Below are 24,471 nucleotides of genomic sequence, written 5' to 3'. Positions count from 1 at the left end.
CACGGATCGCCCGTCGGACACGCGGCCGGCCCGAAGGGGCCGCGCCGGGACACGGAAGGCGGGCATCTGATGCGCGCACGTTCACGGTTGGTCGCGGGGGCCTTCGGCGCCCTCGTCGCGGCGGGTCTTCTCACCGGCTGCGGCGACGCCGGCTCGTCCGGCACCGACGCACCCGAGGCGGGCGCCTCGGGCGCCGGTTGCGCCCCGGTGGCGGGTGACCAGTTCGTCGTCCTCACCGACGACAAGAAGCTCCAGAACACCGACAACGTCCTTCCCGCGATCAACAAGAAGGCGGCCACCCCGCAGTTGGTCGCCGCGCTGGACAAGGTCTCCGCGAAGCTCGACACCCCGAAGCTGATCCAGCTCAACCGGGCGGTCGACGTCGACCGGAAGACGCCCCAGGTGGCGGCGCAGGAGTTCGCCGGCGCCAACGGCGTGACCGACGGGATCGAGAAGGGGCCGGGCGGCCAGGTCACGGTCGGCGCCGGCAACTTCAGCGAGAGCCAGACCGTCGCCGAGCTCTACAAGATCGCGCTCACCGCGGCCGGATACCAGGTCAAGGTGCAGACCATCGGCAACCGGGAGCTCTACGAGCCGGCCCTGGAGAAGGGCCAGATCCAGGTCGTCCCGGAGTACGCCGCCACCATGGCGGAGTTCCTCAACACCAAGGCCAACGGCAAGGACGCCCAGCCGATCTCCTCGCCCGAGCTGGAGAAGACGGTCGCCGCGCTCAAGACCGAGGGCGACAAGTCCGGCCTGGTGTTCGGCCAGCCGTCCCAGGCGCAGGACCAGAACGCCTTCGCGGTCACCAAGGCCTTCGCCGACAAGTACGGCGTCTCCACGCTCTCCGACCTGGCCGCGAAGTGCTCCGGTCAGGCCACCGTGCTGGCCGGCCCGCCGGAGTGCCCGCAGCGGCCGAAGTGCCAGGCCGGGCTCGTCGAGGTCTACGACTTCAAGGCCGGCTCGTTCAGCTCGCTGGACGCGGGTGGCCCGCAGACCAAGAACGCGCTGAAGACCGGTTCCGCAAGCGTCGGTCTGGTCTTCTCCTCCGACGCCGCGCTCGCCACCAGCTGACCGCTCGCCGTTGCCGCCGGCCGGTGTGGCCGGCCGGCGGCGCGGCGGAGCCGGTAACCCGGCCGGCGGTGCGGGCATCCGACTGTGCCGAACCGTTCCACTCCGATGGAACTCTCGGTAGTCTGCTCACCCATGCCCGCCTCGGTCGCCCCCGCCGACAAGCGCACCCCGACGCCACTGACGATCCTGTTCTGGACCGGTGTGGGGTTGGCCCCCCTGGCGGCGTTGATCCTGCTGGTCGCCGACGGCAACGGCATGCTCCGGTTCGGTGCCGTGCTCGCGATCCTCGCCGTCGTGCTGATCGGCCTTTCCATCGCGTTGCGGGCCGACAACAGCGGCGACGGGGCCGTGTCCGAGGGCTTGCGCGAGGAGTTGGAGCAGCTCCGCCGGGAGTTGCGGGCCGAGATCGTGGCCGCCGCCCAGCGCGGGAACCAGGCGCTCGACCAGGCGCGACGGGCGGAGGAAGCGGCCGGCGCGGTGCGCCGACGGCTCGACGCGGCGGCTGCGGGCCTGGCCGCCCCACCCGCCGAGGACCGCCCGGGCGGGCGGGCCCGGGTCCCGGCCGCCGGCGCGTACGACGCGGGACGGGCGCATCCGACCGGCCCCGACGAGGACGAGCCGAACCCGGCGACGGGGGGTCGCTTCGGCACCGACCAGCAGGTCGACCCGCCGTGGGCGGGCCGCTCGGACGCCACCGGCAGCCACGTCGACGACCGGGCCGAGCGGTCCGCGTCCGACGCGTACGCCGTGGCGGGCCGGGCGCGAACCGGGCCACCCGGCGTCGACCGCGACCGCCCGGCCGGTGAGCACGCGGAGTCCGGCGGCTACGCGGCGGGCCCGGCCCGGCCGCGCGCGGAGCGCTCGGAGTTCGGCAGCTACGGCACGGAGCCGCCGCCCACCGCGCGGGACGCGGAACGGGCCGCCGGCGGTGGGTACGGCGTGGCGCGGGTACCCGGACCGGCTGCCCGGCCGGAATCCCGTCCGGTCGGGGTGGTCCACCACACCGAGACCGTGCACGTCACCACGCGGCACACGTTCGTGGACGGCGGCGGCGATCCGGCCGGTACCCGTTACGGGGGGTACGCAGGCCGTTGGTCCCCGTCGGCGGAGGACCGGCCGCTCGGCGCGGAACCGGTCGCCCGGCGCGGTGCCGGCCACCGTGAGCCGGCCGGGGACGATCACGCGCGCGCCGGTTGGCCGGGCGCCGGGCAGGACGCCTGGCCCGGGCCCCCGTCGTCCGGCCCGGAGCGGGCGTGGCCCGACAGCCGGGCCGACGGCGGCCCGGACGGCGGCGCGTGGCCGGGTTCGCGGGATCACGGCGGTGCCTGGCCCGGTGCCCGGGCCGACGGCGGCGCGTGGCCGGTTGCACGAGACGACGGCGCACGAGACGACGGCGCGCGGGACGGCGACGCACGGGACGGCGGGGCGTGGCCCGGTTCGCGGGACGAGGGCGGACGGGCTGGCGGCTTCCGGCCGGACCCACCGGCCGACGGACAATTCGGCACCGGCACCGGCACCGGCACCGGCACCGGCACCGGCACCGGCACCGGTGACGGGCGGGAGCATCCCTGGGCCGGCGTCGGCCGTGCCGCGGGCAGTGCCCGGGGCTGGCCGGCACGGCCGGCGGAGGACGGGTGGTCGACCGGCTCGCGGCCGGGCCGGGCGGCGGACGAGCAGCGCCCCTGGTCCGGGTCGGCTGACGACCGGGCCGGTCGGCCGTCGCCCGCGGAGGCCGGTTGGCCGCCGACCGGAACGCCCGAGCGGACGGCGTCGCCCGAACCGTACGGCCGGGCGGCGGTCGGCGAGCCGGACGGTGGCCACTGGTCCGAGTTGCGTGCCGGCAACCGCTGGGCCGAGGTCCGCGACGACGGTCAGGGACGGGAGGTCCGGGTCGGGGAGCGGCGGGCCGCGGTGCACGCCGACGGCGGCGGCACCGGGTACCGGATCGAGGACCGGTGGGCCTCCGTCCGCGGCACGCCCACGCCACCCGGCCACGACGGCACCGGCCCGACCCGCCACGACCGCGAGCCGGCGTACCACGACGTCGGGGCGCCGCGGCACGAGCGGGAGCCGTCGCCGGGTGGCGGCTGGTCGGGGGAGAGCAAGCCGGCGCTACCGGCCGGTGGGGTGCCGATGCCGGACGCGTGGCGACCGCCGACCCAACGCAGCGGGCAACCGGAGTGGCGGCAGCCCCAGCCCGAGTGGCAGCCCCAGCCGGAGTGGCGGCAACCCGAGCCGGAACGGCAGCCCGAGCCGGAGTGGCGCCGCCCGGAGCCGGACGGTTACGGCCACCCGCCCCGGGACACCGCCGAGCGCTGGCGCTGACCGCGCCGCGCCAGTCGCCGACCCCGACAGCACCGACACCGACGCGCCGGCACCGACAGCACCGACACACCGGCGCGGGGCGGCGTCGCCGCGCCGCAGATCACTTGTCGATGTCGCCCACCACGAAGAACATCGAGCCGAGGATGGCGATCAGGTCCGGCACCAGGCAGCCGGGCAGCAGCGTCGACAGCGCCTGCACGTTCGCGTACGAGGCGGTGCGCAGCTTGAGCCGCCACGGCGTCTTCTCGCCCCGCGACACCAGGTAGTAACCGTTGATGCCGAGCGGGTTCTCGGTCCAGGCGTACGTGTGTCCCTCGGGGGCCTTGACGACCTTCGGCAGTCGGGTGTTCACCGGCCCGCTGATCCGGTCCACCCGGTCCAGGCACTGCTCGGCAAGGTCGAGCGACGCGTACACCTGGTCGAGCAGCACCTCGAAGCGGGCGTGGCAGTCCCCGGCGGTCTTCGTCACCACCGGCACGTCGAGCTGGTCGTACGCCAGGTAGGGCTCGTCCCGGCGCAGGTCGAGGTCGAGGCCGGAGGCCCGGCCGACCGGCCCGGACGCGCCGAACGCGGCGGCGTCGGCCGCCGAGAGCACGCCGACGCCGACGGTACGGGCCAGGAAGATCTCGTTGCGCCGGATCAGGTTGTCCAGGTCCGGCATCCGGCGGCGGACCTCGCCGATGGCGGCGCGGGCGCGGCCGGTCCAGCCGGCCGGCACCTCCTCCTTGAGGCCACCGACCCGGTTGAACATGTAGTGGATCCGGCCGCCGGAGACCTCCTCCATCACCGCCTGGATGGTCTCCCGTTCCCGGAACGCGTAGAACATCGGCGTGATCGCGCCGATCTCCAGCGGGTACGAGCCGAGGAACATCAGGTGGTTGAGCACCCGGTTCAGCTCGGCCAGCGCCATCCGCAGCCAGGTGGCGCGCTCCGGCACCTCCATGCCCATCAGCCGTTCGACCGCGAGCACCACGCCCAGCTCGTTGGAGAACGCGGAGAGCCAGTCGTGCCGGTTGGCGAGCACGATGATCTGCCGGTAGTCGCGTACCTCGAAGAGTTTCTCCGCGCCCCGGTGCATGTAGCCGACGATCGGCTCGGCGGCGACCACCCGCTCGCCGTCGAGCACCAGGCGCAGCCGGAGCACGCCGTGCGTCGACGGGTGCTGCGGCCCGATGTTGAGCACCATGTCGGTGCCGAGCTGCTCACCGCCGGCGCCGGTTCCGACGGTCAGTTCGCGGAGGTCGCCGGCGTCCGTGGTCATGCCCGTCATCGTGCCAGAAGCGGATCGAGGTCGACGCCGACCGGCTGCCACAGCCACCAGTGCCCGCCGAGGCCGGTCGGGTCGGTCAGCTCGGCCACCGCCGACGCCGCGGCCAGCGCCCGCAGGTAGCCGGCCGGGTCCCGGGAGGCCAGGCTCAGCGGCGGTCGACCGCCGTCGGCTCCGAGCGCCCGCACCGCCGCCCGCTGCGACACCAGGGTGTACGCACACCGCGCGACCCGCTCACCGGCGGAGGCGACCGAGTCCATGGCGACGTGCGCGGTCACGTCGCACGACCCGTCCGGCACCGGTGGCACCTGTCGTCCACCCCGGTACCCGGTCAACGTTCCGTCCACCGGCCGGGCGTCGCGCAGGTGCCCGTAGTCGACGGCCAGCGCCGCCCCCCGCCGTACCCGTCCGACGGCCTCCGCCCACATCTCGTCCCGCCCCCGCCCGATCTCCACCCGCCCCCACCCGCCCTCGTCGGTGATCAAGGAGTTGGCGTCGCCGTCCGGCGTCGGGCCCGACGCGAACTCCTTGATCACCGGGGACGGTGGAGGCGGGAGTGGCCACCAGCGGGTGAGCCAGGCGGTGTCGGCGGGGGCGAGCGGCGGGCCGGGGGACTCCGCGCCGGTGGCGGGGTCGACCAGGACGTGACGCCAGCCGTCGGGGGTGTGGGTGGCGACGTCCAAGGGGACGTTGTCGAGCCACTCGGTGGCCAGCAGCAGGCCGGTGATCTCCGGCGGGAGGTCGGACCGCCATTCGATCTCGGCGGGCAGGTCCGTCGGGCGGGCGGCCCTCTCCACCGCGACGAGCCGGATCCGCTCCGCCAGCGACGGCTCGGTGGGCGTCGCCACGACGGCGCCGAGCAGCGCGCGGAGCAACTCGGCCCGCCCGGCGCCCACATCGACCACGTCCAGCCGGGCGGGATGGTCGAGCGCGAGGTCGAGCACGGTGAGGACGTGCCGCAGGCAGGACGCGAACACCGGGGACGCGTGCACGCTGGTGCGGAAGTGGGCGGCCGGCCCCGGGCCGGAGACGAAGAAGCCGTCCGCGCCGTAGAGCGCGGTCTCCATCGCGTCGCGCCAGCGCAGCGCCGTCAATTCATTCCTCGTTCACGGGACGTCACCGTGCCGACCCTACGGTGACCGGCCACGAGGCGGACCGCAACGGTGCGCGCCAGCCCTACCGCACCGGTGAAGGTTTTCACACCTTCTTGTTCCGGCTCCGTGACCACGGCGCATACTTGCCATCGACCGGTACCCCCTTCGAGGACTGGATCGCTGCCATGAGCGCACCGCTGCGCCCGCGGGTCCACCGCGCCCCGCTCGCCTTTCCCCGTACCCTCACCGTTGGTGTGCTCGGCACCGGCCGGGTCGGCGCCGTGCTCGGCGCGGCGCTCGCCGCCGCCGGTCACCGGGTGGTCGCCGCGTCCGGCGCGTCCGGCGCCTCGCGGGCCCGGTTGGCGCTGCTGCTGCCGCAGACCCCGCACCACGCCGCGCCCGCCGTGGCCCGCGCCGCCACCGACCTCCTGCTCGTGGCGGTCCCCGACGACGCCCTGGCCGCTGTGGTCGCCGACCTGGCCGCCACCGGCGCGCTGCGCCCGGGGCAGGTCGTGGCGCACACCTCCGGCGCGCACGGGTTGGCCGTGCTGGCCCCGGCCGCCGCGGCCGGCGCCCGGCCGCTCGCGCTGCACCCGGCGATGACCTTCACCGGTACGCCGGACGACCTGTCCCGCCTGGCCGGCAGTTCCTACGGGGTGACCGCCCCGGCCGAGCTGCGCCCGTTCGCGGCCCGGCTGGTGGCCGACCTGGGCGGGGTGCCGGAGTGGGTGGGCGAGGCCGACCGGCCGATCTACCACGCGGCGCTCGCGCACGGCGCGAACCACCTGGTGACACTGGTCAACGACGCGGCCGACCGGCTGCGCGACGCCGGGGTGGACCGGCCGGAGAAGGTGCTGGCCCCGCTGCTGCGGGCCGCCCTGGAGAACGCGTTGCGGCTCGGCGACGACGCGCTGACCGGCCCGGTCTCCCGGGGCGACGCGGGCACCGTACGCCGGCACCTGGACCGGCTGGCCGCGACCGCGCCGGAATCGGTGCCGGCCTACCTGGCGTTGGCCCGACGGACGGCGGACCGCGCCGTCGCGGCGGGTCGCCTGCATCCGGCGGACGCGGCGCCGCTGCGGGACGTGCTGGACGGGATGGAGGTGGCCTCCTCGTGGTGAACGTGGTGCACACGCGTAAGGAGTTGGCGGCGGCCCGGGCCGGGCTGGCCGGCAGCGTCGGCGTGGTGATGACCATGGGCGCGCTGCACGCGGGGCACGAGACGCTGCTGCGGGCCGCCCGGGAGCGGGCCGACCACGTGCTGGTGACGATCTTCGTGAATCCGCTCCAGTTCGGCCCGAACGAGGACTTCGACCGCTATCCGCGCACGCTCGACGCGGACCTGGAGATCTGCCGCCGGGCCGGGGTGGACCTGGTCTTCGCGCCCACAGTGAACGAGATGTACCCGGAGGGACAGCCGACGGTGCGGCTCGACCCGGGCCCGCTCGGCGCGGACCTGGAGGGCCTGAGCCGGCCCGGCTTCTTCCACGGCGTGCTCACCGTGGTCCTGAAGCTGCTCCAGCTCACCCGCCCGGACCTGGCCTTCTTCGGCGAGAAGGACTACCAGCAGCTCACCCTGGTCCGCCGGATGGTCCGCGACCTCGACGTGCCGACCGAGATCGTCGGCGTGCCGACCGTACGCGAGCCGGACGGCCTGGCGCTGTCCAGCCGCAACCGTTACCTCTCCGCGGCGGAGCGGCGGGCCGCGCTGAGCCTCTCCGCCGCGCTGCGCGCCGGTGCGGCGGCGGCGGAGCGGGGTGACGACGCGGGCGCGGTGCTTGCTGCCGCCCACCGGGCGTTCGACGCGCCGGAGGCCCGCCTCGACTACCTGGTGCTCACCGACACCGACCTGGAGCCCGGCCCGGTCTCCGGCGCGGCCCGGCTGCTGATCGCCGCCTGGGTGGGTGCCACCCGCCTGATCGACAACACGGCGATCCACCTCGCGCCGCGTCCCTGACCCCTCCACGAATGCGGAAAGGCAACCCGATGCTCCGGACCATGCTCAAGTCGAAGATCCACCGGGCCACGGTGACCCAGGCCGACCTGCACTACGTCGGCTCGGTGACGGTGGACGAGGATCTGCTGGACGCCGCGGACCTGCTCCCCGGCGAGCAGGTCGCGATCGTCGACATCACCAACGGGGCGCGGCTGGAGACGTACGTGATCCCGGGTCGCCGGGGCAGCGGCGTGATCGGCATCAACGGCGCCGCCGCGCACTTGGTGCACCCCGGTGACCTGGTCATCCTCATCTCGTACGGGCAGATGGACGACGCCGAGGCCCGCACCTGGCAGCCCCGGGTGGTGCACGTCGACGCCGACAACAACATCGTCGACCTCACCACCGACCCCACCACCGCCGCCCCCGGCACCGCCGGCACCCCCATCCCCAACCCCCTCGCCACCACCCCGGCCTGACCGGACCTGGCCCCCCGTCCCCGCCCCTCTTCCGCGATCTTGCAGTTGGTGCCCCGCGTCTGCCCCCTTTGCTTTATTTGTCGGGGCGACAACCGCAAGATCGGCGAGCGGGGTGAGGGAGGGGGCGGGAACGGGTCAGCGCGGTCTGTTACCGGAAGGTCATTTTCGGCTACCCTGGGCGGGCCGTCGGAATCGACGGTCGTCGGGCTGGGGGAGGCGCGATGGGCCGTGCGATGCGCAGCCTCGTCGCCGCGGTGGTCGCGGGCGTGGTGCTGACCGGGTGTGCCTCGTCGGGCGGGGTGGACGGGGACCTCGCCGACGACTGGCCGGCGCTGGGCCCCGCCGGGCCGTTCACGCCGGTGGCCGGCGTCTGCCAGGTCGCCGACTTCACCCCGACCGTGGGCCTGGCCGGGTACGCGCCGGTCGGCTGCGACGTGCCGCACCGGGTGGAGACGGTGCACGTCGGCGCGTTCACCGTCGACCGGGCCGCTCCGCCGGCGCTCACCTCGCCGGAACTGCGTACCGCGTTCGCCGAGTGCGACACCCGCGCCCGGGGCTACGTCGGCGACGACTGGCGTGCCGGTCGGCTCCGGCTGGCCGTGGCGACGCCCACCGGCACCGGGTGGACGGCCGGTTCCCGCTGGTTCCGGTGCGACCTGACCGAGTTGAACACGACCGAGGCGGCGGCCACCGTGGTGACCCGGACGGGCAGCCTGCGCGACGCGCTCAAGCAGCCCTCCCGGCTACGCCTCGGCTGCCAGCGCACCGGCCAGGACCGGCGACGGGTGCAGACGCTCAACGCGGTCGACTGCGCGACCACGCACGACGCCGAGTTCGTCGGCGTGTGGGCGGCGCCGGACCGGCCGTACCCGAAGAAGCCGGCGGACTGGGCCCCGCTCTACGCCGGCTGCTACGCCGCCATCGCGCGCTGGACCGGGGTGCCCGCCGACCCGGTGTTGCGGTACCGCAGCGACGTGGTGGTCCGGCCGCCGGGCCCCGGCCGCTGGGCGGTCGGCGACCGGGGGGTCCGCTGCTACCTGTGGCTCAGCCACCGCAAGGTGAGCGTCTCGTTGAAGGGCGCCGGCCCGGCCGGGATGCCGGTCCGGACGAGGTAGCCGGAACCACTCGTCCCGCCCCCGCCGCCCGGGACGAGGATGCTTCGGGTTGACTGTGTTCATGGACCTTCCCACGGTCGACCTGCCGGCACTGCCCCGGCTGCTCGCCGCGCCCGCGCCCGGTTGGGTGGAGACCACCGACGTGATCGTGGTCGGCTCCGGGGTCGCCGGGCTGACCGCCGCGCTGCACCTGCGTGAGGCCGGCCTGCACGTCACGGTCGTCACCAAGGTCGACATCGACGAGGGCTCCACCCGCTGGGCCCAGGGCGGCATCGCCGCGGTGCTCGATCCGGCGGACACCCCGGCCGCGCACGCCCACGACACCGAGGTGGCCGGCGTCGGCCTCTGCGACCCGGCGTCGGTCCGGGCCCTGGTGGAGGAGGGCCCGACCCGGCTGCGCGAGCTGATGCGGATCGGGGCGGAGTTCGACCGCAACCCGGACGGCTCACTGATGCTCACCCGGGAGGGCGGTCATCGGGCCGACCGGATCGTGCACGCCGGCGGGGACGCCACCGGCGCGGAGGTGCAGCGGGCGCTGCACGCCGCGGTGCGCCGCGACCCGTGGATCCGGCTGGTCGAGCACGCCCTGGTACTGGACCTGCTGCGCGCGCCGGGCGACGGCCCCGGCGGGCTCGGGCCGGCCTGCGGGGTCACGCTGCACGTGCTCGGCGAGGGCAGCGAGGACGGCGTCGGCGCGATCCTCGGTCGCGCGGTGGTGCTGGCCACCGGCGGGATGGGGCAGATCTTCGCCGCCACCACCAACCCGGCGGTCTCCACCGGCGACGGGGTGGCGCTGGCGCTGCGCGCCGGCGCGGCCGTCACCGACCTGGAGTTCGTCCAGTTCCACCCGACCGCGCTGATCGTGCCGGCGGGCGGACCGGGCGCCGGTCTCGCACAGCAGCCGCTGGTCTCCGAGGCGCTGCGCGGCGAGGGCGCCCACCTGGTCGACGGCGACGGCAAGCGGTTCATGGTCGGCCAGCACGAGTTGGCCGAGCTGGCCCCCCGTGACGTGGTGGCCAAGGGCATCCACCGGGTGCTGCTCGCCAGCGGAGCTGACCACGTGTTCCTGGACGCGCGGCACCTGGGCGGTGACTTCCTGGCCCGGCGCTTCCCCACCATCGTGGCGTCCTGCCTGGCCATCGGCGTGGACCCGGCGACCGACCTGATCCCGGTCGCGCCGGCCGCCCACTACGCCTCCGGCGGCGTCCGGACCGACCTGCACGGCCGCACCTCGATCCCCGGCCTGTACGCGTGCGGCGAGGTGGCCTGCACCGGTGTGCACGGCGCCAACCGGCTGGCCAGCAACTCGCTGCTGGAGGGGCTGGTCTTCTCCCGCCGGATCGCCGAGGACATCGCCGCCGGGCTGCCCGAGCAGGCCCGCCCGGCGGAGACCGGCGCCTGGGTGGGCGGGCCGGGCCGGCTGGTGCCGGCGGCGGGCACGCCGGAGCTGCAACGGGCGATGACCCGGGGCGCGGGTGTGCTCCGCTCGGCGGAGACGCTGGCCGCCACCGCCGCCACGCTGCGTGCGCTGGGCGAGGGGGCGGGCGTGCCGCGTACCGCCGACTGGGAGGCGACGAACCTGCTCACGGTGGCGTCGACGCTCGTCGCCGCCGGGTACGCCCGACAGGAGACGCGGGGCTGCCACTGGCGGGAGGACTTCCCGGTGGCCGACGACCGGTGGCTGGGGCACCTGGTGGCCGAGGTGGGCCCGGACGGGCGGTTGGCCGAAAATTGGGAGAAATAATCATGATCGAGTCGACGGTGCGGGCGCTGCGCGAGGGTGGCCTGGATCCGGAGCGGGTCCGGCGGGTCGTGGTCGACGCGCTGACCGAGGACCTGGGCCCCGACTTCCTCGACGTGACGAGCGTCGCCACCGTCCCGGCCGAGCAGCGGGACACCGCCGACCTGGTGGCGCGCGCGGACGGCGTGGTCGCCGGGCTGCCGGTGGCCGCCGCCGTGTTCGAGCTGGTGGGCGACGTGACCGGCGCCGGGCGTACGGTCGAGGTGTCGCTGGTGGCCCACGACGGGCAGCGGGTGGCGCGCGGCGACGTGCTGGCGACCGTGACCGGTCCGACCCGGCTGCTGCTGACCGCCGAGCGGACGGCGCTCAACCTGCTCTCCCGGATGTCCGGGGTGGCGACCCACACCCGGGCCTGGGCGGACGCGCTGGCCGGCACGAAGGCCATGGTGCTGGACACCCGCAAGACCACGCCGGGGCTGCGGGCGCTGGAGAAGTACGCGGTCCGGGCCGGCGGCGGCACCAACAAGCGGATGGGCCTGCACGACGTCGCCATGATCAAGGACAACCACAAGGTGGCGGCCGGTGGGATCGCGGCCGCGTTCCGCCGGGTACGGGAGGCGTTCCCCGACGTTCCGGTGCAGGTGGAGGTGGACACGCCGGCCGAGGCGGTGGAGGCGGTCGAGGCCGGTGCCGGGTTCCTGCTGCTGGACAACATGACCCCGGCGCAGTTGCGCGAGGTGGTGGCCACGGTGGGCGACCGGGCGGAGCTGGAGGCGACCGGCGGGCTGACCCTGCCGGTGGCGGCCGAGTACGGGGCGACCGGCGTGGACTTCCTCTCCGTCGGCGCGTTGACCCACTCGTCACCGATCCTCGACATCGCCCTCGACCTGCACGCCAGGTGACCGTCTAGGCTGCCGCTGTGCTGCTCTGCATCGACATCGGAAACACCAACACCGTGCTGGCGACCTTCGAGGGCGACAAGCTGGTGCACTCGTGGCGGATCAAGACCGATGCCCGTTCCACCGCGGACGAGCTGGGTCTGATGTTCCGCGGGCTGCTGGCCGGTGACGCCGTGGAGATCACCGGAGTGGCCGCCTGCTCGACCGTGCCGGCCGCGTTGCGATCGCTGCGCACCATGCTGGGCCGCTACTACGCCGACCTGCCCAGCGTGATCGTCGAGCCCGGGGTCCGCACCGGCGTGCAGCTCGCCATCGACAACCCGAAGGAGGTGGGCGCGGACCGGGTGGTCAACACGCTTGCCGCGTACACGCTCTACGGCGGGCCGTCGATCGTGGTCGACTTCGGCACCACCACCAACTTCGACGTGATCAGCGATCGGGGCGAGTTCCTCGGCGGGGCGTTCGCGCCCGGCATCGAGATCTCCTTCGACGCGCTGGCCGCCCGCGCCGCGCAGCTACGCAAGGTGGAGGCCACCCGGCCGCGCTCGGTGATCGGCAAGAACACGGTCGAGTGCCTCCAGTCCGGGCTCTACTTCGGCTTCGCGGGCCAGGTGGACCGGATCGTCGAGCGGATGTCCGAGGAGCTGGGCGAGGTGCGGGCGGTGATCGCCACCGGCGGCCTGGCCTCGCTGGTGGTGGGCGAGTGCCGCACCATCACCCACCACGAGCCGATGATCACGCTGATCGGCTTGCGAATGGTCTACGACCGCAACACCTGAGGTGCAAGGACGGGCCCCTTGTTAACGCCTCCGGTAGAGGAAGGGCCCCCTCTCAACGCCGGTGTGCCCGGAGCACGATCGTGCGGTAGGGCAGCTCCACGGTGGCCCGGCCGGCCAGCTCGGGGTGGGTGGCGAACAGCTCGGCCAGCCCGCCGTCGACCCGGGCCCGTTCCGCCGGGGTGGCGGTCAGCCAGTAGGAGCGGGTGTGCAGCATCGCCACCAGCTCGTCCGGCGTGAGCGTGGTGGCGTGGTCGAACTCGCCCACCTCGACTGGGGTGAAGGCGGGGCCGAAGTCGGCGTACCGGCCGGTCACGTCGCCGGCGTTGTGGTCGAGATGGGCGATCCGGGTCAGCTCGGCCACCCAGCCGACCCGTTCGTCACGCACGTTCCACACCGGCGCGAACGTGCCGCCGGGGCGCAGCACCCGGGCCACCTCGGTGTGCGCGCGGGCCCGGTCGAACCAGTGGTAGGCCTGCCCGGCCAGCACGGCGTCCGCGTCGCCGTCCGGCAGCGGCACCGACTCCGCGCTGCCGGCGAGCGCCGCCGTGCCCGGCGTGGCGGCGGCCAGTTGCGCCCGCATCCCCGGATCGGGTTCCACGGGTACGACGTGATGCCCGAGCGCGGTCACGCCACGGGTGAGGATGCCGGTGCCGGCACCGAGGTCGACCACCCGGGCCGGGGCCGGCAACCCGTCCAACGTCCAGCGCAGCGCCGCCTCGGGATAGCGGGGCCGGAACCGGTCGTACTCGGCTGCGGCGGCGCCGAACGAGAGCGCCGCAGTGGGGTCGGTCATGGCCGGCAGGTTATCCCGTAACGGCCGGCACGACGCTTGAGTACGCTCATGGGCTGACCCCGCCGATGTTCCCCAAGGCCTGAGGAAGCGTGCCGTGACCGAGCAGAACGCCCTGCCAACAGATCCCGCCGACGACCTTCCCGAGCAGATGAAGGTCCGCCGGGAGAAGCGGGACCGGATGCTCGCCGAGGGCGTCGAGCCGTACCCGGTCGGCTTCCCCCGGACCACCACGCTGGCGCTGCTCCGGGAGCGCTACGCCGACCTGCCCACCGACACCGCCACCGGGGACCGGGCCTCGGTCACCGGCCGGGTGATCTTCATTCGGAACACCGGCAAGCTCTGCTTCGCTACGCTGCGTGACGGCGACGGCACGGAGCTCCAGGCGATGCTCTCGCTGGACCGGGTCGGCCCGGAGCGGCTGGCGGACTGGAAGCGCCTGGTGGACCTCGGTGACCACGTCGGCGTGACCGGCGAGGTGATCACCAGCCGGCGCGGCGAGCTGTCGGTGCTGGCCGACGAGTGGGTGGTCACCGCCAAGGCGCTGCGCCCGCTGCCGGTGGCGCACAAGCCGCTGAGTGAGGAGTCCCGGGTCCGTCAGCGCTACGTCGACCTGGTGGTCCGTCCGCAGGCCCGGCAGATGGTGCGGACCCGGGCCGCCGCGGTCCGCAGCCTGCGGGACACCCTGCACGGGCAGGACTTCATCGAGGTCGAGACGCCGATGCTGCAACTGCTGCACGGTGGCGCGACCGCCCGGCCATTCGTGACCCACAGCAATGCGCTCGACACCGATCTGTATCTGCGAATCGCACCGGAACTGTTTCTCAAGCGGGCGGTCGTGGGTGGCGTCGACCGCGTCTTCGAGATCAACCGCAACTTCCGTAATGAGGGCATCGACTCCTCGCACTCGCCCGAGTTCGCGATGCTGGAGGCGTACCAGGCCTACGGCGACTACGACACCATGGCCGCGCTGACCCGGAATCTGGTGCAGCAGGCCGCCGTCGCGGTCGCCGGCTCGACCGTGGTGACCCACGCCGACGGCAGCGAGTTCGACCTGGGCGGCGAGTGGCGGTCGGTGTCGCTGTTCGGTGTTCTTTCCGAAGCGCTCGGTGAGGAAGTCACTGTCCGCACCGAAAGGTCACGCCTGGTCGAGTACGCGGACAAGATCGGTCTCTCGGTCGACCCGAAGTGGGGTCCCGGCAAGCTGGCCGAGGAGTTGTTCGAGGAACTGGTGGTGCCGTCCCTGCGGGCGCCGACGTTCGTCCGCGACTACCCGGAGGAGACCAGCCCGCTGACCCGGGCGCACCGGAGCGAGCCCGGCCTGGCCGAGAAGTGGGACCTCTACGTGCTCGGCTTCGAGCTGGGTACCGCGTACTCCGAGCTGGTGGACCCGGTCGTGCAGCGGGAGCGGCTGGTGGCCCAGGCGCAGCTCGCGGCGCGTGGCGACGACGAGGCCATGCGACTCGACGAGGACTTTCTCCGGGCGATGGAGTACGGAATGCCGCCGGCCGGCGGTATGGGAATGGGAATCGACCGGCTCCTGATGGCGCTGACCGGCCTGGGAATTCGGGAAACCATCCTGTTCCCCTTGGTCCGGCCGGAGTAGGGCGCCGCAAAGCTTCTCCGGCTTGTTACGCCATCCTATTGACGGAGCAAGCATCGGGCAGGTTATCGTGCTCTGAGTAATGCAGGAGCGCAACCCTGCTCGAAAGGAATGTGGGACGTGGCCAAGCAGATCATTCACAAGCTGGTCGATGACCTGGACGGCGGGGACGCTGACGAGACTGTCAAGTTCGCGCTGGACGGCGTGCAGTACGAGATCGACCTCTCGGCTTCCAACGCTGAAAAATTGCGCGATGCATTCGCGCAGTACATCGCGCACGGAACGAAGGTCGGTCGCGGGGGAGTGGTCGTGGGTGGCCGGGCCGCACGTGGCCGGGGCGGCGCGACCGCGGACCGCGAGCAGAACAAGGCAATCCGGGAGTGGGCCAAGAGCAACGGCAAGGACATCTCCGACCGGGGCCGTATCCCGCAGGAGATCGTGGACGAGTTCCACGCCAAGGCGGGACGCTGACGCTGACCGCACGCGACGGCGACCGACGCCGGCCGGGAGGACGACTCCGGGCCGGCGTCGGCGTTTCGTCCTCTTCGTCGCCGATGTCTCTTTCCCGGCCAGGGGTCGGTGGGCGGGTCGGTACGGGCCGCCGACGCGGGAAGAATCCGGCGTCCGGAAGAGTTGTCCACAGGCGGTGGAGATTCCGTCCACAGGCTGTGGACGACCGCGGCGGGCGCCTCGATGCCGCCGGAGCCCTCTCGACCGGGCCTTCCGCCGACGGTCGAATTTCGCTCTGCGCGTACAGGCAGGGGTCCCGGAACACCTCCTGAGCGTGGACGGTTGGCAGAAACGACGTCGGAACGGTCATCGGCGGGGTCACACGACCTCAGCGGAGACGGTCCGCGGCGATAGAGTAAGGAGGCACGGACGCCCGTCCCGGACGTCCGCGCACCGGCCCCGCCGAGATCTGACCATCAAGGCGCACGGCATGTGAGGAGCACGAGGGCATGTTCGAGCGGTTCACCGACCGAGCGCGACGGGTTGTCGTCCTGGCCCAAGAAGAGGCCCGGATGCTCAACCACAACTACATCGGTACGGAGCACATCCTGCTGGGCCTGATCCACGAGGGTGAGGGTGTCGCGGCAAAGGCCCTGGAGAGCCTCGGCATCTCCCTCGAGGGCGTCCGCCAGCAGGTCGAGGAGATCATCGGCCAGGGCCAGCAGGCGCCGAGCGGGCACATCCCGTTCACGCCGCGGGCCAAGAAGGTGCTGGAGCTGTCGCTGCGCGAGGCGCTGCAGCTCGGCCACAACTACATCGGCACCGAGCACATCCTGCTCGGCCTGATCCGCGAGGGCGAGGGCGTGGCCGCCCAGGTGCTGGTCAAGCTCGGCGCCGACCTCAACCGGGTCCGCCAGCAGGTGATCCAGCTGCTCTCCGGCTACCAGGGCAAGGAGCCGGCCGCGGCGGGCGCCGCGCCGGGCGAGGCCGCGCCGTCGACCAGCCTCGTGCTGGACCAGTTCGGCCGCAACCTGACCCAGGCCGCCCGCGAGGGCAAGCTCGACCCGGTCATCGGGCGCGAGAAGGAGATCGAGCGGGTCATGCAGGTGCTGTCCCGCCGCACCAAGAACAACCCGGTGCTGATCGGCGAGCCCGGCGTCGGCAAGACCGCCGTGGTGGAGGGCCTGTCCCAGAAGATCATCAAGGGCGAGGTGCCCGAGACGCTCAAGGACAAGCAGCTCTACACGCTCGACCTCGGTGCCCTGGTGGCCGGTTCGCGTTACCGCGGTGACTTCGAGGAGCGCCTCAAGAAGGTGCTCAAGGAGATCCGCACCCGCGGCGACATCATCCTGTTCATCGACGAGATCCACACCCTGGTCGGCGCCGGCGCCGCCGAGGGCGCGATCGACGCCGCCAGCATCCTCAAGCCGATGCTGGCCCGCGGCGAGCTGCAGACCATCGGCGCCACCACGCTCGACGAGTACCGCAAGCACCTGGAGAAGGACGCCGCGCTCGAGCGCCGTTTCCAGCCGATCCAGGTGGGTGAGCCGTCGCTGGCCCACACCATCGAGATCCTCAAGGGCCTGCGGGACCGCTACGAGGCGCACCACCGGGTGAGCATCACCGACGCCGCGCTCGTGGCCGCCGCGACGCTGGCCGACAGGTACATTTCCGACCGCTTCCTGCCGGACAAGGCGATCGACCTGATCGACGAGGCCGGTGCCCGGATGCGCATCCGCCGGATGACCGCGCCGCCGGACCTGCGTGACTTCGACGAGCGCATCGCCCAGGTGCGCCGCGACAAGGAGTCCGCGATCGACGCGCAGGACTTCGAGCGGGCCGCTCAGCTCCGCGACAAGGAGAAGCAGCTCCTCGGCCAGAAGGCCCAGCGGGAGAAGGAGTGGAAGGCCGGTGACCTGGACGTCGTCAGCGAGGTCGACGACGAGCAGATCGCCGAGGTGCTCGGCAACTGGACCGGCATCCCGGTCTACAAGCTGACCGAGGAGGAGACCTCGCGCCTGCTGCGCATGGAGGACGAGCTGCACAAGCGCGTCATCGGCCAGGAGGACGCGGTCAAGGCGGTCTCGAAGGCGATCCGGCGGACCCGGGCCGGCCTGAAGGACCCGAAGCGCCCGTCCGGCTCGTTCATCTTCGCCGGCCCGTCCGGTGTCGGTAAGACCGAGCTGTCCAAGGCGCTCGCCGAGTTCCTCTTCGGCAGCGAGGACGCCCTCATCCAGCTGGACATGTCCGAGTTCCACGACCGCTACACGGTCTCCCGGCTGGTGGGTGCCCCTCCCGGCTACGTCGGCTACGACGAGGGCGGCCAGCTCACCGAGAAGGTGCGCCGTCGGCCGTTCTCGGTGGTCCTCTTCGACGAGATCGAGAAGGCCCACCCGGATGTGTTCAACACGCTCCTCCAGATCCTGGAGGACGGGCGTCTCACCGACGGCCAGGGCCGGATCGTGGACTTCAAGAACACGGTCATCATCCTGACCACCAACCTCGGCACGCGGGACGTCGCCAAGGCGGTCTCCCTGGGCTTCCAGGCCTCGGAGGACTCCGAGTCGAACTACGACCGGATGAAGCAGAAGGTCAACGACGAGCTCAAGCAGCACTTCCGGCCCGAGTTCCTGAACCGGATCGACGACACCATCGTCTTCCACCAGCTGCGCGAGATCGAGATCCTCTCGATCGTGGACATCATGATCCAGCGGATCGAGGGCCAGCTGCGCAACAAGGACATGGGTCTGGAGCTGACCGACAACGCCAAGAAGTACCTGGCGAAGAAGGGCTTCGACCCGGTGCTGGGCGCACGGCCGCTGCGTCGCACGATCCAGCGCGACATCGAGGACAACCTGTCCGAGCGGATCCTCTTCAACGAGCTGACCCCGGGTCAGATCGTGGTGGTGGACTGCGAGGGCGACCCGGAGAACATCGACAAGTCCAAGCTCGTCTTCCGGGGCGCGGACCGGCCGGACGCCGTGCCGGACGCGGTCCCGGCGGATCTCGGCGCCGCCGCCACCGGCGCGGACGACGCCGCCGCGTAAGGCGGGCAAGAGTTCCAGGGCGACGGCCCCGGTCGGCGAGAGCCACCGGGGCCGTCGCCTTTCCCGTGCCACCCGTGGGTCAGGGCAGCGGGATCGGGGGGCCGTCGCCGGCCAGTCGGAAGGACTCCGGGCCCACCGGCTCCACCAGTCCGTCGGTGACCAGCCCGGCCAGCGCCCGGGCCCGCTGCACGTCGTCGTGCCAGACCTGGTCCAGCCGCTGGTGTGGCACCGGCCCGGTGGTCTCCCGGAGCACCGCCAGGAGCAGGCCGCGTACCTGCCGGTCGGTGCCGGCGTAGCGCTGCGGACGGCGGGTCGGCCCGTCCGGGGCGGCCTGCCCGGAGGCCCGCCAGGCACAACTGGACTCGACCGGACACACCGCGCAACGGGGCGACCGGGCGGTGCAGACGACCGCCCCGAGTTCCATGAAGGCGGCGCTGGCCAGGGCCGCCGCGGCCGGCTCGATCGGCAGCAGCTCCTCGGTGGCGACCAGGTCGGCGGGTCGGGTGGTCGGGCCGGCGTCCGGCTCACCGGCGACCGCCCGGCACACCACCCGCCGGACGTTGGTGTCGACCACCGGGTGCCGCTGCCCGTACGCGAACGCGGCCACCGCCCGGGCCGTGTACGTGCCGACGCCGGGCAGCGCCAGCAACTGGTCCAGCCGGTCGGGCACCACGCCGCCGTGCCGCTCCACGACGGCCACCGCGCACTCGCGCAGGCGTACCGCCCGGCGGGGGTAGCCGAGCCGGCCCCACATCCGGATCGCCTCGGCCGGGGTGTCCTCGGCCAGCGCGCGCGGTTCCGGCCAGCGGGCCAGCCACGCCTCCCACGCGGGCACCACGCGGACCACCGGCGTCTGCTGGAGCATGACCTCGCTGACCAGGATCGCCCAGGCGCCGATGCCGGGCTTGCGCCAGGGCAGGTCGCGGGCGTTGCGCTCGTACCACCGGCTGACCTGGGTGGCGAAGGTGGGCTCAGTCATGGCGGTGCCGATGATGTCACGGGCGGAGATCCCGCTGATTGGGCGGGCCGGGTGGGCCGACGCGGCGGCACTTCGGCGGCGCGGCAGAATGTCCGAATGAACGAGCTCGCGATCACCGTCATCGGCCGGGACCGGCCGGGCATCGTCGCCGACGTCGCGGAGGCCCTCGCCCGGCTCGGCGCGAACCTCACCGACTCGACGATGACCCGGTTGCGCGGCCACTTCGCGATGACGCTGATCTGCGTGGGCCCGGCCGCCGCCGACGTCGAGGCCGCGCTGGCCCCGCTCGCCGCCGACGGGTACCTGCTGGCCACCGTACGCGCGGTCGCCCCGGACAGCGCCAGCGTGCCGGTCGGCGAGCCGTACGTGCTGGCGGTGCACGGCGCGGACCGGATGGGCATCGTCGCGGCGATGACCCGGGTGCTGGCCGACGCCGGCGGCAACGTGACCGACCTGAGCACCCGGCTGACCGGCTCGCTCTACGTGGTGGTCGCCGAGGTGGAGTTGCCGTCGGGCAGCTCGGACGAGGTGGCCGGCCGGCTCACCCGGGCGGCGGCCGAGCTGGGTGTCGGCGTCAGCCTCCGCCCGGCGGACTCGGACCTGCTGTGACCGGCGAGGGGTACGCCGGCCTGGGTGGCTGGACACCGGAGAAGCTTGGTGTCCCGGGCGAGGTCCGTCCGGTGGTCGCCGCCCCGGAGCCGGTGCTGAGCCGGCCCGGTCCGGAGGTCGACCCCACTTCGGACGAGGTGGTGCGGCTGGCCGCCGACCTGGTGGCCACCATGCGCGTCTCGCCGGGCTGTGTGGGCCTGGCGGCGCCGCAGATCGGGGTGAACGCCCAGGTGTTCGCGGTGGACGTGACGGGGCATCCGAAGGCGGTCACCGTGCACGGCACGTTCGTGCTGTGCAACGCCCGGGTGGTGGAGGCGAGCCGGTGGAAGGCCGGCCGCGAGGGCTGCATGTCGGTGCCCGACCTGACCGGCGACGTGAAGCGGGCCAGTCGTCTGGTGGTGGAGGGGGCGCTGCCGGGCAGCGGGGAGCCGGTACGGCTGGTGACCGACGGTTTCGAGGCGCGTGCGCTCCAGCACGAGATCGACCACTGCGCCGGGTTGCTCTTCCTCGACCGGGTGGCCGGGGCGCACGCCGTCTACCAGCGGCAGGTCTATCTCTGACCGACCCCGTGGTGTTCCACAGTGGACGCCCGGATCGGGGTGACGCGCGGTCACCGGCGCGTCGGACCGGCACACCGAGCGTCGCGCGGCTACGGTAGGCGCATCATGCGTCTGACGGTCGGCCCCCTGCCCCCCACCGTGTACTGGCGGCGTCGTGCCGTCGTGCTCGGCGCGGGCCTGCTCTTCCTGATTGTCCTGCTTTACTCCTGCACCGGCTCGGACCGTAACGCCGGCGGGCCGGGCGGGGGTGACCCGTCGCCGGGCGGCTCCGCCGGGGCGGCTCCGGGCCCGTCCGGCTCGGTGCTGACCCCGCAGACGGCCAGTCCGTCGCCGGCGCCCGACGTCTCCGGTGGTGACGCCGGCGCCGACGGTGGCGACACGAGCAGCGGCGGTGGCACGAACACCGGGGGCGGTACGAACACCGGCGGCGGCTCGGGCCCGGGCGACGGTGGCGCGTCCGGCGAGCCGGTCTCCGCCGACGGCGCCTGCACCGACGCCGAGCTTCAGGTGACGCCGGTCGCGGTGCCGGCCGCCGCCCAGCGGGGCACGGTGGTCACGCTGCGCCTCAAGGTCAAGAACGTCTCGAACCGCACGTGCAGCCGGGACGTCGGCGCCGATCTCCAGGAGCTCTACGTCAAGGCGGGCGCGGAGAAGATCTGGTCGTCGGACACCTGCGGCACCGGCAAGGGCTCGGACGTGCAGTCGTTCACGCCGAACTTCGAGCGCGCCTACGAGTTGGGCTGGAACGGGCGGGACACCACCCGCTGCGCCGACGGGCTGGCCGCCGGCCCGTACGCCCCGATCGGCACGTACCAGGTCTTCGCCCGGGTCGGCACCAAGATCAGCCAGCCGGTGAAGCTGACCGTCACCGGCTGAGCCGGGTCAGACGTACCGCTCCAGGATGGACGCCTCGGCGAGCCGGGACAGGCCCTCGCGGACGCCCCGGGCGCGGGCGTCGCCCACCCCGTCGACCGCCTGAAGATCCTCCACTGTCGCACCGAGCAGCCGCTGGAGGCTGCCGAAGTGCACCACCAGCCGGTCGACCACGGCCACGGGCAGCCGGGGCACCTTGGCCAGCAGGCGGAACCCGCGCGGGCTGACCGCCGCGTCGAGCGCGTCCGAGGCGGACGGGTAGCCGATCGCCTTGGCCACCGCCACCAGGTCGATCAGCTCGGTGGCGCTGAGCAGGTCCAGCTCGACAAGCGCCTCGTCGAGCGTGCGCGACTTGCGGCCGACCGGCAGGTAGTCGCGGATGACCAGGGTGCGGTCGGCGTCCACGCCGGCCATCAGCTCGTCGAGCTGGAGCGCCAGCAGTCGGCCGTCGGTGCCCAACTCCACCACGTAGCCGGCGATCTCGTCGGCGATCCGCCGGACCATCTCCAGCCGCTGCACCACGGCGACCGCGTCGCGGACGGTGACCAGGTCCTCGATCTCCAGCGCGGAGAGCGTGCCGGAGACCTCGTCCAACCGGAGCTTGTAGCGCTCCAGCGTGGCCAGGGCCTGGTTGGCCCGGGACAGGATCGCCGCGGAGTCGTCGAGCACGTGCCGCTGGCCGTTGACGTAGAGGCTGATGATCCGCATCGACTGGCTGACCGAGATGACCGGGTAGCCGGTCTGTCGGGCCACCCGCTCGGCGGTGCGGTGCCGGGTGCCGGACTCCTCGGTGGGGATGGACGGGTCGGGCATCAGGTGCGCGCCGGCCTGGACGATGCGGGTGCCGTCGCTGGAGAGCACCACGGCGCCGTCCATCTTGCACAGCTCGCGGACCCGGGTGGCGGAGAACTCGACGTCCATCGGGAAGCCGCCGGTGCAGATCTGCTCGACCACCTTGTCGTAGCCGAGGACGATCAGCGCGCCGGTGCGACCGCGCAGGATCCGCTCCAGGCCGTCGCGGAGCGCGGTGCCCGGTGCCATCAGGGCGAGATTTGCCCGCAGCGGGTCGGCGCCGGCCCCGCCGACGCTGCCGGCGACGCTCACGCTGATGGCGCGGGTGGGGTTGCCGCTCACGGCGCCGGTGCGGGCCTGCGGCGTCGCCGTTGCGGGCTTGGTGGCATCGCGGTCGATCGGCACGGGCACAGTCTACGGACTGCGGTGCGGTGGGTGCTCTCGTGGTTACTGTGATGTGTCGTGATGTCGGGCGCGACGGGCCGCCCCGGGGCGGCGTGACCTGTCCGGAATCGTCCGCCCGCGCCCGGCACGTGACTACCCACGGTCACTCCGCGGATGCTCGGGCGGCGGCCTGGAGCGCCGCGCGCACGTCCGTGACCTCGATCACCCGCATCTGCTCGGGGGCGACGCCGCCGCTGCCGGGGCCGGCACCGGGCGGCACCAGGGCCAGCCGGAAGCCCAGCCGGGCGGCCTCGGCCAGCCGCCGGGACACCGCGCCGACCCGGCGCACCTCACCGGTGAGCCCGACCTCGCCGATGGCGACCAGGTGCGGGTTGAGCGCGAGGTTGAGCCCGCCGGAGGCCACCGCGAGCGCCACCGCCAGGTCGGCGGCCGGCTCGACCACCCGGATGCCGCCGACGGTGGCGGCGAAGACCTCGCGGTCGTGCAGCGTCAGCCGCTCGGTGCGTCGCTGGAGCACCGCCAGGACCATGGCCAGCCGGGCGCCGTCGAGACCGGAGACGGTACGCCGTGGCGAACCGGCGACCGTGGCCCCGATCAGCGCCTGCACCTCGGTGACCAGCGCCCGCCGGCCCTCCATGGCCACCGTGACGCAGGTGCCCGGCACCGGCTCGGAATAGCGGGTCAGGAACAGGCCGGACGGGTCGGCCAGGCTGCTGATGCCGCCCTCGTGCATCTCGAAGCAGCCCACCTCGTCGGCGGCCCCGAACCGGTTCTTCACGCCGCGCACCATGCGCAGCGAGGAGTGCTTGTCGCCCTCGAAGTGGAGCACTACGTCCACCAGGTGCTCCAGCACCCGGGGGCCGGCCACCTGGCCATCCTTGGTGACGTGCCCGACCAGGACGGTGGCGATGCCGCGTTCCTTGGCCACCGCGACCACCGCCGCGGTGACCGCGCGCACCTGCGTCACGCCACCGGGCACGCCCTCGGTGCCGGTGGTGGAGATGGTCTGCACCGAGTCGAGCACCAGCAGGCCCGGCTTGACCGCGTCGAGGTGGCCGAGCACCGCCGCCAGGTCGCTCTCGGCGGCCAGGTAGAGCTGGTCGTGCAGGGTGCCCATCCGCTCGGCCCGCAACCGCACCTGGCTGACCGACTCCTCGCCGCTGACCACCAGCGACGGGCTGCCCGCGCCGACGGCCCACTGCTGGGCCACGTCGAGCAGCAGCGTCGACTTGCCGACGCCGGGCTCACCGGCCAGCAGCACCACCGCGCCGGGCACCAGCCCGCCGCCGAGCACCCGGTCGAGCTCGCTGACGCCGGTGGGCCGGGCCCGGGCCGGCGCGGCGCTGATGGTGGCGATCGGCCGGGCCGGCTCGGCCGGCATCCGGGAGCTGACCACCCGGCCGGAGACCAGCGGGCCGGTGACCGTTGACTCGACCACCGAGCCCCACTCGCCGCACTCGGGGCACCGGCCCATCCACTTGGGCGGCTGGTGGCCGCAGGCGTCGCACTCGTAGGCCGGGCGGGGTTCGCGGGCGGCGGCGCGACCGCGGCCGGCGCCGGCGCGGGACGGGGTCGATCGGGGCGTGGTCACCACCGGACGCTATCCGGCCGGTACGACGAACGCCCACCGCCGAGACGACGACACCGCCGCGTG

At 73.5% G+C, this 24,471-nt stretch carries 21 protein-coding genes; 15 read left to right on the top strand and 6 right to left on the bottom strand.

Annotated features, from left to right (window positions below; all coding sequences use genetic code 11):
* The first annotated feature begins 69 nt into the window (after nucleotides 1-69).
* On the top strand, nucleotides 70-1,074 hold the full coding sequence (locus tag OG767_RS30400; RefSeq protein ID WP_405091519.1) for a glycine betaine ABC transporter substrate-binding protein: 1,005 nt from the start codon (nucleotides 70-72) through the stop codon (nucleotides 1,072-1,074).
* 132 nt (nucleotides 1,075-1,206) lie between these two features.
* Nucleotides 1,207-3,399, top strand: a complete 2,193-nt coding sequence (locus OG767_RS30395; RefSeq protein ID WP_405091518.1) for a hypothetical protein — start codon at nucleotides 1,207-1,209, stop codon at nucleotides 3,397-3,399.
* Between the two features lie 100 nt (nucleotides 3,400-3,499).
* Here OG767_RS30395 and OG767_RS30390 read toward each other — a convergent pair whose 3' ends face one another.
* Nucleotides 3,500-4,669 (bottom strand): NADH-quinone oxidoreductase subunit D, encoded by a 1,170-nt coding sequence (locus OG767_RS30390; RefSeq protein WP_181570726.1) that lies wholly within the window; start codon nucleotides 4,667-4,669, stop codon nucleotides 3,500-3,502.
* On the bottom strand, nucleotides 4,666-5,733 hold the full coding sequence (locus OG767_RS30385) for an SAM-dependent methyltransferase (RefSeq protein WP_405094353.1): 1,068 nt from the start codon (nucleotides 5,731-5,733) through the stop codon (nucleotides 4,666-4,668). Before OG767_RS30385 ends, OG767_RS30390 begins: the two co-directional genes overlap by 4 nt.
* A gap of 212 nt (nucleotides 5,734-5,945) precedes the next feature.
* On the opposite strand from OG767_RS30385, the gene OG767_RS30380 reads away from it, so the two are divergent.
* The 7 genes from OG767_RS30380 to OG767_RS30350 all read left to right on the top strand — a co-directional run bounded on the left by OG767_RS30380 (nucleotide 5,946) and on the right by OG767_RS30350 (nucleotide 12,709).
* Nucleotides 5,946-6,881 (top strand): Rossmann-like and DUF2520 domain-containing protein, encoded by a 936-nt coding sequence (locus tag OG767_RS30380; protein WP_405091517.1) that lies wholly within the window; start codon nucleotides 5,946-5,948, stop codon nucleotides 6,879-6,881.
* A complete protein-coding gene (gene panC / locus OG767_RS30375) occupies nucleotides 6,875-7,717 on the top strand; it encodes a pantoate--beta-alanine ligase (protein WP_405091516.1) in 843 nt (280 codons plus the stop codon). The genes OG767_RS30380 and panC overlap by 7 nt, the downstream gene beginning before the upstream one ends.
* A gap of 29 nt (nucleotides 7,718-7,746) precedes the next feature.
* Nucleotides 7,747-8,175 carry an aspartate 1-decarboxylase gene (gene panD, locus OG767_RS30370; RefSeq protein ID WP_405094352.1) on the top strand — a complete coding sequence of 143 codons (429 nt, stop codon included), beginning with the start codon at nucleotides 7,747-7,749 and terminating at the stop codon, nucleotides 8,173-8,175.
* A 221-nt stretch (nucleotides 8,176-8,396) separates the two neighbouring features.
* A complete protein-coding gene (locus tag OG767_RS30365; RefSeq protein ID WP_405091515.1) occupies nucleotides 8,397-9,290 on the top strand; it encodes a septum formation family protein in 894 nt (297 codons plus the stop codon).
* A 61-nt stretch (nucleotides 9,291-9,351) separates the two neighbouring features.
* Entirely contained in the window at nucleotides 9,352-11,034 is a 1,683-nt protein-coding gene (locus OG767_RS30360) for an L-aspartate oxidase (RefSeq protein ID WP_405091514.1), read from the top strand.
* Nucleotides 11,035-11,036: 2 nt separating this feature from the next.
* Complete coding sequence (gene nadC, locus OG767_RS30355; RefSeq protein WP_405091513.1) at nucleotides 11,037-11,933, top strand: carboxylating nicotinate-nucleotide diphosphorylase; 897 nt, start codon at nucleotides 11,037-11,039, stop codon at nucleotides 11,931-11,933.
* A gap of 17 nt (nucleotides 11,934-11,950) precedes the next feature.
* Nucleotides 11,951-12,709, top strand: a complete 759-nt coding sequence (locus tag OG767_RS30350; RefSeq protein ID WP_107161757.1) for a type III pantothenate kinase — start codon at nucleotides 11,951-11,953, stop codon at nucleotides 12,707-12,709.
* Nucleotides 12,710-12,761: 52 nt separating this feature from the next.
* Here the strand turns inward: OG767_RS30350 and OG767_RS30345 are convergent, their stop codons facing one another.
* A complete protein-coding gene (locus OG767_RS30345) occupies nucleotides 12,762-13,502 on the bottom strand; it encodes a class I SAM-dependent methyltransferase (RefSeq protein ID WP_405091512.1) in 741 nt (246 codons plus the stop codon).
* Nucleotides 13,503-13,596: 94 nt separating this feature from the next.
* Between OG767_RS30345 and lysS the strand changes: the two genes are divergently transcribed.
* From lysS to OG767_RS30330, 3 genes are all read left to right on the top strand, one after another.
* Entirely contained in the window at nucleotides 13,597-15,105 is a 1,509-nt protein-coding gene (gene lysS / locus OG767_RS30340) for a lysine--tRNA ligase (RefSeq protein ID WP_405091511.1), read from the top strand.
* Nucleotides 15,106-15,222: 117 nt separating this feature from the next.
* The gene (locus tag OG767_RS30335; protein WP_199199943.1) at nucleotides 15,223-15,573 is read left to right on the top strand and encodes an Lsr2 family protein; all 351 of its coding nucleotides are present in this window, start codon (nucleotides 15,223-15,225) and stop codon (nucleotides 15,571-15,573) included.
* A gap of 488 nt (nucleotides 15,574-16,061) precedes the next feature.
* Entirely contained in the window at nucleotides 16,062-18,599 is a 2,538-nt protein-coding gene (locus OG767_RS30330) for an ATP-dependent Clp protease ATP-binding subunit (RefSeq protein WP_343444673.1), read from the top strand.
* 79 nt (nucleotides 18,600-18,678) lie between these two features.
* Here the strand turns inward: OG767_RS30330 and OG767_RS30325 are convergent, their stop codons facing one another.
* Nucleotides 18,679-19,578: an A/G-specific adenine glycosylase gene (locus OG767_RS30325; protein WP_107161745.1), complete on the bottom strand. Its 900-nt coding sequence runs from the start codon at nucleotides 19,576-19,578 to the stop codon at nucleotides 18,679-18,681.
* 96 nt (nucleotides 19,579-19,674) lie between these two features.
* Here OG767_RS30325 and OG767_RS30320 point away from each other — a divergent pair, with 96 nt between their 5' ends.
* The 3 genes from OG767_RS30320 to OG767_RS30310 all read left to right on the top strand — a co-directional run bounded on the left by OG767_RS30320 (nucleotide 19,675) and on the right by OG767_RS30310 (nucleotide 21,623).
* Nucleotides 19,675-20,187, top strand: coding sequence for a glycine cleavage system protein R (locus OG767_RS30320; RefSeq protein ID WP_405091510.1), 513 nt, complete (start codon nucleotides 19,675-19,677; stop codon nucleotides 20,185-20,187).
* Nucleotides 20,184-20,747: a peptide deformylase gene (locus OG767_RS30315; protein ID WP_107161741.1), complete on the top strand. Its 564-nt coding sequence runs from the start codon at nucleotides 20,184-20,186 to the stop codon at nucleotides 20,745-20,747. Before OG767_RS30320 ends, OG767_RS30315 begins: the two co-directional genes overlap by 4 nt.
* Nucleotides 20,748-20,852: 105 nt before the next feature.
* Nucleotides 20,853-21,623, top strand: a complete 771-nt coding sequence (locus OG767_RS30310) for a hypothetical protein (protein ID WP_405091509.1) — start codon at nucleotides 20,853-20,855, stop codon at nucleotides 21,621-21,623.
* Between the two features lie 6 nt (nucleotides 21,624-21,629).
* Here the strand turns inward: OG767_RS30310 and disA are convergent, their stop codons facing one another.
* Both disA and radA read right to left on the bottom strand, forming a co-directional pair.
* Entirely contained in the window at nucleotides 21,630-22,817 is a 1,188-nt protein-coding gene (disA, locus tag OG767_RS30305) for a DNA integrity scanning diadenylate cyclase DisA (RefSeq protein WP_396773986.1), read from the bottom strand.
* Nucleotides 22,818-22,959: 142 nt separating this feature from the next.
* Entirely contained in the window at nucleotides 22,960-24,408 is a 1,449-nt protein-coding gene (gene radA / locus OG767_RS30300) for a DNA repair protein RadA (RefSeq protein WP_405091508.1), read from the bottom strand.
* Between the last annotated feature and the right edge of the window lie 63 nt (nucleotides 24,409-24,471).

This window comes from Micromonospora sp. NBC_01392, assembly GCF_045040125.1.
Taxonomy (GTDB): domain Bacteria; phylum Actinomycetota; class Actinomycetes; order Mycobacteriales; family Micromonosporaceae; genus Micromonospora.
The sequence above is the reverse complement of the archived record's forward strand: the minus strand, read 5'-3'. Positions and strand labels throughout refer to the sequence as shown.

Bases quoted from the DNA above. Each gene is read 5' to 3' on its own strand.
- OG767_RS30400 (WP_405091519.1), top strand. From the start codon at position 70: ATGCGCGCACGTTCACGGTTGGTCGCGGGGGCCTTCGGCGCCCTCGTC.
- OG767_RS30395 (WP_405091518.1), top strand. From the start codon at position 1,207: ATGCCCGCCTCGGTCGCCCCCGCCGACAAGCGCACCCCGACGCCACTG.
- OG767_RS30390 (WP_181570726.1), bottom strand. From the start codon at position 4,669: ATGACGGGCATGACCACGGACGCCGGCGACCTCCGCGAACTGACCGTC.
- OG767_RS30385 (WP_405094353.1), bottom strand. From the start codon at position 5,733: ATGGAGACCGCGCTCTACGGCGCGGACGGCTTCTTCGTCTCCGGCCCG.
- OG767_RS30380 (WP_405091517.1), top strand. From the start codon at position 5,946: ATGAGCGCACCGCTGCGCCCGCGGGTCCACCGCGCCCCGCTCGCCTTT.
- panD (WP_405094352.1), top strand. From the start codon at position 7,747: ATGCTCCGGACCATGCTCAAGTCGAAGATCCACCGGGCCACGGTGACC.
- OG767_RS30365 (WP_405091515.1), top strand. From the start codon at position 8,397: ATGGGCCGTGCGATGCGCAGCCTCGTCGCCGCGGTGGTCGCGGGCGTG.
- OG767_RS30360 (WP_405091514.1), top strand. From the start codon at position 9,352: ATGGACCTTCCCACGGTCGACCTGCCGGCACTGCCCCGGCTGCTCGCC.
- nadC (WP_405091513.1), top strand. From the start codon at position 11,037: ATGATCGAGTCGACGGTGCGGGCGCTGCGCGAGGGTGGCCTGGATCCG.
- OG767_RS30345 (WP_405091512.1), bottom strand. From the start codon at position 13,502: ATGACCGACCCCACTGCGGCGCTCTCGTTCGGCGCCGCCGCAGCCGAG.
- OG767_RS30330 (WP_343444673.1), top strand. From the start codon at position 16,062: ATGTTCGAGCGGTTCACCGACCGAGCGCGACGGGTTGTCGTCCTGGCC.
- OG767_RS30325 (WP_107161745.1), bottom strand. From the start codon at position 19,578: ATGACTGAGCCCACCTTCGCCACCCAGGTCAGCCGGTGGTACGAGCGC.
- OG767_RS30320 (WP_405091510.1), top strand. From the start codon at position 19,675: ATGAACGAGCTCGCGATCACCGTCATCGGCCGGGACCGGCCGGGCATC.
- OG767_RS30310 (WP_405091509.1), top strand. From the start codon at position 20,853: ATGCGTCTGACGGTCGGCCCCCTGCCCCCCACCGTGTACTGGCGGCGT.